At 77.2% G+C, this 7,858-nt stretch carries 3 protein-coding genes; all 3 read left to right on the top strand.

What is annotated here, in order from left to right; all coding sequences use genetic code 11:
- Positions 1-243 precede the first annotated feature (243 nt).
- Positions 244-1,806: a hypothetical protein gene (locus ABZ951_RS32980; protein WP_344096675.1), complete on the top strand. Its 1,563-nt coding sequence runs from the start codon at positions 244-246 to the stop codon at positions 1,804-1,806.
- Positions 1,807-2,082: 276 nt separating this feature from the next.
- The gene (locus ABZ951_RS32975; protein WP_344096677.1) at positions 2,083-3,003 is read left to right on the top strand and encodes a hypothetical protein; all 921 of its coding nucleotides are present in this window, start codon (positions 2,083-2,085) and stop codon (positions 3,001-3,003) included.
- Between the two features lie 31 nt (positions 3,004-3,034).
- The gene (locus ABZ951_RS32970; RefSeq protein WP_361281652.1) at positions 3,035-7,741 is read left to right on the top strand and encodes a hypothetical protein; all 4,707 of its coding nucleotides are present in this window, start codon (positions 3,035-3,037) and stop codon (positions 7,739-7,741) included.
- Positions 7,742-7,858: the final 117 nt, after the last annotated feature.

Raw genomic sequence — 7,858 nt, 5'->3', positions numbered from 1 at the left:
CCGGCCCCGGGGGGCCCCCCCCCCCCGCCCCCCCCCCCCCCCCGCGCCCGCAGGGCGCTCGCCGCCGCAGGCGGCAACGACGGACGCGCCGCAGGCGACAACGCTCGCCGCCGCAGGCGGCACAGAGGGGCCCGCAGCCGAAGACCCGCCAACACTCTCCAGGGCGGGCCTCAGGGTGGCCCCCCGCACGGGGAACCCGTGCCGTTTCGTCCGTTGTCAGGGTGACCGCCTACTCTGTGCGACGTGACTTCTCCAGCCCCGGCGGCCGTTCCGCCCCAGCTCAACGGGTCCTCGCTCCCCCGAGCAGGGGGGACCCCCGTCGCCCCGGGCCCGGCCGCCGACGAGGGCCTGGCCCGGCGGCTGCGCGCGCTCGCCTGCACCGCGCCCCTGCACGACCTCGACGCGCGCAAGGCCAACCTCGCCGGTGAGTACGGCTGCTACGCCATGGCCGAGGTGGCCCTGGCCGCCATCGACCTCGTCACGCTCAACATGGACTTCGACACCGGCGCCGACCACGAGCAGATAGTGGCCAGGCTCCTGCCGCGCGTCGCCGCCCAGGCCCCCGGCCGCCCCCCGGCCGAGCACGAGCGCGTCGCCCGCTGGGTCCTGGAGAACCTCATCAACGTCGGCAGCGTCGACCGGGGCTTCCGCGCCGTCTACGGCACCTTCGGCCCCGACGGCAGCTACGTCCGCCGCGACTACGACTTCAAGCTGATCGAAGAGTTGCCCGGCCACGGCGGCACCGTCTTCCTGCGCACCACCGACGAAGCCGTCAACGTGCTCGTCGGCGCCCTCGACACGGACGTCACCAGCGCCCAGATCGCCGCCGAGGTGAAGCTGGAGGTCCTCATCAGCCGGGGCCGCCTCGCCGACGCCCAGCTCGCCGCCGAGCAGGCCCGCTACCGGACCGTGCAGTACGCCGAGACGCTCCGCAAGACCCTCGACGCCACCCGCCGCAACGTCCGCGCCGTGGACTGGCTGCACCAGGTCCCCGACATGATCGCCGAAGCGCTCGACCACGTCGCCGACCGCTACCGCCACGAGAACGCGATCCTCACCAACATCCGCAAGGCCCGCGACGAGGCCGAGACCGGCAACGACCCCAAGACCGCCGAACACAAGCGGCGCGCCGCCGAGCTCGTCGACATCGTCAAGGACTGCATCCGCCGCCACACCCAGCTGCAGTCCCGGCTGCTGGAGGCCGGCCCCCTCTTCCGCGCCGAGCAGGACCGGCAGGCTTTCGCACCCCCCGCCGCCCGCTCCGGCCTCGACCTCTACGGCCAGCTCCTCGCGCCCGTGCTGCCGCTCCCCGTCGAGCAGGCCGGGCGGGTCACCGACGCCTTCTTCGCCCGGGGCACGGGGCTGCGCACGCCCACGTCCGTCCGGGTGGGCGACCTCGTCGAGATGCTGCTGACCCCGCCGGCCGAGCGGGAGCACCTCGGTGCGGAGATGCCCGAGCCGGACCTCATCACCACGCCCGACGACAGCCGCTTCAGCGAGGCGCAGCTCGCGAGCGCCATGGAGCTCCTCGACCTGCCGGCCGACGCACCCCGCCGCCTGTCCGGCCTGCTCGCCGACGCCCGCCGCCGCGACCCCGAACTCCCCTACCTCGTCGCGCTGCTGGCCGTCCACGCCGCCAGCCCGTCCGTCGGCTCGGCCTACCGCCAGGGCGAGCAGACGCTGCTCTTCGCGGTCGACGACGGCACCCCGCTCGACGACGTCGAGTTCGGCGGCGCGGACCTCATCGTGGGCACCGCCCTGCTGGACGCGGCCGGCATGGCCGCGGACCGCACGGAGGCGGCGTGATCGCCGCGGGCCCGGCGGACGGCCGGTCCGGCACCGCCGCTCACGCAGCCGGCGGCCGGCCGCCGGCGCGGCGGGGAGGGAACCCCGGCCCCGTCCTGTCCCCGTTCCCCGGGGCTGTGCCCCGGACCCCCCGGGCCCGGGAGGTCGCCCCCGGCTCCGGGCAGGGCCGGGTACGGGGAAGAACTCCCGCCGCGGCAGTGGCCGGCCACCCGCCACCCGCCCGGCAGTGCTGCCCCCACCGCAACTTCACGCACACCCCCAGCAGGAGCATCAACCGTGACTGAGTACGACGCCGAGGCCCCGGTCGACGAGCCCGGCACCGGTGAGACCGGCGAACCCCGAGCGGCGAGCGGCAACGTCACCCCCGCCGACGCGGCCGACGCCGCCCGGCTCATCGCCTTCGGGCTCCAGCCCAAGCTGCTGCCCGCCCGCGACGTCGAGTACGCCGAGCTGCTGCGCCGCCACCGCGACGACCCGGCCTTCGCGCGCCTCGCCGACGCCGTCGCCGCCGGCCTGGGCCTCATCGTCCTGGAGGTGTCCACCCGCGCCGGCATGGCCGTCACCGCCGCCGAGGACTCCGTCTTCGCCGTCCGGATGGGCGACTACGCCCGCCGCGCCACGGCCGACTCCGCCGACCGGTTCCTGCACGGCCTCGCCCACCTCGCCGTCGCCGCCCTCGCCTTCCCGCGCCCCGAGGACCTCGCCGACGACGGCTACATCGGCCGCATCACCGTCAACGGCGTGGACGCGTTCGTCCGCCAGGCGTGCCGGCGCCTGGAGGAGAAGGCCGCCGAGCAGGGCGAGAACACCGACCCCACCACGGACGCCCCCGGCCTGGAGGCCGCCTGGCGGGTCTACGCGCGGCGCAGCGCGACCGGCGCCACCAAGGACGCCCGCCGCCTCGCCGGCTCCACGACCGGCATCATCGCCAAGGCCGTCGTCTTCCTCGTCGACTCGGGCTTCCTCCAGCGCACCGGCGACGACGCCGGCGGCGCCTACCGCACCACCGCCCGCTACCAGCTCCAGGTGCGCGACATGGCCGGCAGCGCCGCCATGGCCGAGCTGCTGGAGCTCGGCGTGGTGCCCGTGGGCGACGGCAGCGCCACCCTCCTGCCGCCGGACGACGCCGACGACCTCGACCTGGTGGCCGACGCCGGCCTGCCGTTCTTCGAGCACCAGCACAGCACCGCCTCCTGACCACCGCCCGTCACGACAACGAGAGTCCGCCATGTACGAGCTGTCCCGGGTCCGCCTCTACTCCATCGGACCCGCCGGTGCGCGCTACGCCGACACCGTGCTGGACCTGCGAGGGGTCGGCGCGCCGGTGCCCTCCCCCGCGCCCGCGCAGGCGGAGTTCTTCGAGGAGGAGCCCACCGGCCCGCCGCGGCGCCCCGCGCCCGCCGGCGTGCTCTTCCTGGAGAACGGCGGCGGCAAGTCCGTCCTCCTCAAGCTGATCTTCTCGGTGATGCTGCCCGGCCACCGCAACACCCTGGGCGGCGCCAGCTCCGGCGTGCTCCGCAAGTTCCTCCTCGCCGACGACTGCGGGCACGTCGCCCTGGAGTGGCAGCACGTCCTCACCGGTGAGACCGTCGTCGTCGGCAAGGCCAGCGAGTGGCGCGGCCGCCAGGTCTCGAACGACCCGCGGAAGTTCGCCGAGGCGTGGTACTCCTTCCGCCCCGGCCCGGGCCTGAGCCTGGACTCGCTGCCCGTGGCCGAGTCCACCGCCATGCGCACCGGCAACGACGGCGCCTCCGGCGCCCGGGGCCGCCGCCGCACCATGAAGGGCTTCCGCGACTCCCTCACCGAGGCCGGCAAGGCGTACCCGCACCTGGACGTGGTGTGGGAGGAGATCCACGAGCGCTGGAACGAACACCTCGGCGAGCTGGGCCTCGACCCCGAGCTGTTCCGCTACCAGCGCGAGATGAACGCCGACGAAGGCGAGGCCGCCGGCCTCTTCGCCGTCAAGAACGACTCCGACTTCACCGACCTCCTGCTGCGCGCCGTCACCGACACCCGGGACACCGACGGCCTCGCCGACCTCGTGCACGGCTTCGCCCACAAGCTGGGCCGCCGGGCCGAGCTGACGGCCGAGCGGGACTTCACCGCCGGCTCCCTCGACCTGCTCTCGCGCATCGCCGACTCCGCCGTCGACCGCGACCGGGCCCGCGGCGTCCACGCCGGCGCCGAGCGCCGCACCCGCAACCTCGCCCGCCGCCTGTCGGCCCGCGGCCAGGAGGAGCGCGGCCGCACCGCCGAGCTCGCCGAGCAGGTCGCCGCCGCCGCGGACGCCGTCACCGAGGCCGAGGCCGGCCGCGGCCGCAGCGCGCTCGTCGCCGCCGAGCTCTCCTACCGGCACGCCTCCCTGGCGCTCGCCGCCGGGGAGAAGGCGGCCGCAGCCCAGCGCCGCGAGCTCAACGACGCCCGCACCCTGCACTCGGCCTGGCAGGCCGCCGAGACCGTCCTGCGCCACCGCGCGGCCGCCGACCGCTCGGCCCGCGTCGCCGCCGCCATCCGCGAGGCCGAGCGGGACGCCGCCCCGGCGCTCGCCGCCCGCGCCCGGGCCGCCGCCGACCTCGTCCGCGCCCTGACCGCGGCCGCCGACGAGGGCGAGCGCGTCGCCAACGAGGAGGAGGAGCGCTCGGCCGGCCTCCAGGAGACCGGCGAGGCCGCCCACCGCGACGCCACCGCCGCCGCGACCGAGGCGCAGCGCGCCCGCAGCGAGGCCGGGCACCTGCGCCAGCGCCTGGCCGAGGTCGAGCAGGAGACCGCCGAGGCGGTCCGCGCCGGATGGCTCGACGACACCGCACCCGACACCGACCCCGCCCGGGCCGCGCTCGCCGCCAGCGACGCCGAGAAGCCCGCCGTCGCCGCCTACGACAGCGCCCGCGAGGCCGCCCGGCAGACCGCCGACCGGGCCAAGGAAGCCGCCGCCGCCCTGGCCCGCACCGAGCTGTCCGCGGCCCGCGCCGCGGACGCCGCCACCGCCGCGGAGTCCGCCTACGACGCCGAGCGCCGGGCCGCGGAGTCCCTCGGCTCCGACCAGCGCCTGATCGAACTGCTGGGCCTGCCCCAGCCGACGGCCGCCGGCCAGGTGCCCGGCCCCCGCACGGGCCCCGGCGCGGACGACCCGGCCGCGGGCGGCCGCCCGCACCCCGCCGCCGTCCCCGCCGCCCGCCGCACCACGGAAGGGCCCCTGACCGCCGAGGAGCTGGACCGCAGCGCCGACGCCCTGCGGGAGATGCTCGACGCGAGCGTCGCCGCCTCCGAGCGGCAGATGTTCGACCTGCGCACCGCGGCCGCCGACGACTCCCGGATCCTGGGCGCCCTGGGCGACGGCGGCTTGCTCCCGCCCAGCCCCGACGTCCTCGCGGCCGTGGAGTACCTCGGCGAGCACGGCATCCCCGCCCTGCCCGGCTGGCGCTACCTCGCCCAGTCCGTCGACCCGGCCGAGCACGCGGCCGTCCTCGCCGCCCGCCCCGAGCTCGTCGACGGCGTCGTCATCACCGACCCCGACGCGCACTCCCGCGCCCGCGAGGTGCTCGCCGCCGCCGCGCTGCTGCCCCGCTCCGCCGTCGCCGTCGGCACGGCCGCGGCCCTCCTCGCCCCGGCCCCCGCGGGCGAGGAGGGCGAAAGCAGCGCCTACAGCGTTTTCCTCGTGCCGCCGAATCCGGCCATGCACGACGAGCGCGCCGCCGACGACGAGCGCCACGCCCTGCGCGCCCGCGCCACCGCCCGGGACGAGGAGATCCGCGCCATAGCGGCACGCCTGACCGGTGACCGCACCCTCGCCGCCCGGCTCACGTCCTGGCGCGCCGGCTGCCCGGCCGGCCGTCTCGCGGAGCTCGCCGCCGAGGCCGGGCGGGCCCGCGCCGCCGCCGACACCGCCCAGGAGGAGCTCGCCGCCCTGCGCACCGCCCTGGAGGAGGCCGAGGAGGCCGCCGCCGAGGCGGCCGCGGTCCGCGACGAACGGCAGGAGGTCGCCGCGCGCGCCCGCCGCGTCGCCGACGCCCTCGCCGGCCTCGCCTACCGGCTGCGCGAGCGCGCCTCCTGGCAGGTCCGGGTCCGCGAGCTCACCGAGGAGGCCGCCGAGGCCGAGGAGCGCGCCGCCCAGTGCGTGGACCGGGCCCGCGCCGCCGACGAGGACCGCCGCGCCGCCCAGCGCGCCGCCGACGACGCCCGCCGCACGGCCCGCGCGCTGCGCGCCGAGCGCGCCGAGATCGCCGGCGCCCCCGACGACGCCGACGCCGCCGCGGACCCCGGGGCGGCCACCGTCTCCCTGCCCGCGCTCCGCGAGGCGTACCGCGCCGCCTCCCAGCTCTACGAGAAGGTCGGCGTCGGCGCCGACCTCCGCGCCGAACAGGCCCGCGCCGAGAGCGACGAGAGCGCGGCCCTCGCCGAGCTCGACCGCCTCACCAACAAGGTCCGCACCCGCGCCGCCACCCTCCTGGAGGGCACCGACGGCGCCGACGGCCCCTCCCGGCAGGCCGCCGCGGCCCGCGCCGAGTCCCTCGTCCAGATGCTGGAGACCCGCGCCTCCACCGCCAGCGAACAGCTGGGCCGGCTGCGCGGCGAGGCCGAGCGCCTCGCCCCCGCCGACGGCGAGAGCGCGCACACCGAGCTCCCCGACGGCATGGTCCCCGCCGACGCTGACCGGGCCAAGGAGCTGCTGCGCACGGCCACCACCGACCTCGCCGCCCGCACCGACGCCCTGGAGAGCGCCCGCCGGGCCCACGGCGACCTGCTGCGCGCCCACCGCTCCGCCGAGGACGCGGCCGCCGGCTTCGACGACACCGCCGCCCTGCTGCGCGACCTCCTGCGGGACAACACCCCCGACGAGGACACCGAGCAGCCCGAGCCGTACCCCGGTTCGCTGGAGGAGGCCCGGCAGGCGGCCGCCGAGGCCCGCCGCGCCCTGCGCGGCTGCGCCGGCGAGCTGTCGGCGGCGGAGTCCTCGCTGCGCGAGGCGAGCGACATCCTCGTGCGCCACGCCAACTCCACCCGCTACGAGCAGGTGCGCACCCCCGCCCGCCAGCAGATCCGCGAACTGCCCGCGGCCGCCCTGCCGGAGCACGCCGCCGCCTGGGCACAGGCGTTCGCCCCCCGGCTGCGGGTGCTCACCGACGAGCTGGAGCAGCTGGAGCGCAACCGCGACAGCATCGTCGACCGGCTGCGCGGCCTCGTCGAGTCCTCGCTGACCACCCTGCGCTCCGCGCAGCGGCTCTCCCGCCTCCCGGAAGGGCTGGGGGAGTGGTCGGGGCAGGAGTTCCTGCGCATCCGCTTCGACGACCCCGACCAGGCCACCCTCACCGACCGGCTCGGCGAGGTCATCGACGAGGCGACCCGCTCCGCCGTCAGGAAGAACTCCGACCTGCGCCGCGACGGCATGTCGCTGCTGCTGCGCGGCGTCGCGGCGGCGCTGCAGCCGCGCGGCGTGGCCGTGGAGATCCTCAAGCCCGACGCGGTGCTGCGCGCCGAGCGGGTGTCGGTGGGTCAGATGGGTGACGTCTTCTCCGGCGGCCAGCTGCTGACCGCCGCGATCGCCCTGTACTGCACCATGGCGGCCCTGCGCAGCAACGACCGCGGCCGCGACAAGCAGCGGCACGCGGGCACGCTGTTCCTCGACAACCCCATCGGCCGCGCCAACGCCACCTACCTGCTGGAGCTCCAGCGGGCCGTCGCGGACGCGCTGGGCGTGCAGCTGCTGTACACCACGGGTCTGTTCGACACCACGGCCCTGGCGGAGTTCCCGCTGGTCATCCGGTTGCGCAACGACGCGGACCTGCGGGCGGGCCTGAAGTACATCAGCGTCGAGGAACACCTGCGGCCCGGCCTGCCGCAGCCGCAGGACCCCGACGCGGAGCAGGTCCACGGCGAGATCACGGCGACGCGCATGTACCGCCGCCCGGCGGAGGAAGCCGTGCCCTCCGGGGCGTAGGTCACCGGACGGGCTGATGTGGCTGAGCTCAGCCCCCACAGGGCTTGGGTGGCAACGGCGACCCCCACAATACCCGCCGCAGCCCCAATATCGGCCGGCGACTGCCGAAGAGGGCGG

This window comes from Streptomyces sp. NPDC046215, assembly GCF_040646215.1.
Lineage (GTDB): Bacteria > Actinomycetota > Actinomycetes > Streptomycetales > Streptomycetaceae > Streptomyces > Streptomyces stramineus.
Note: the sequence above shows the minus strand (reverse complement) of the source record. Positions and strands in the feature narration are given on the sequence as shown.

What these genes read in the sequence shown, in the direction of transcription:
- ABZ951_RS32970 (WP_361281652.1), top strand. Translation starts at nt 3,035, where the DNA reads ATGTACGAGCTGTCCCGGGTCCGCCTCTACTCCATCGGACCCGCCGGT.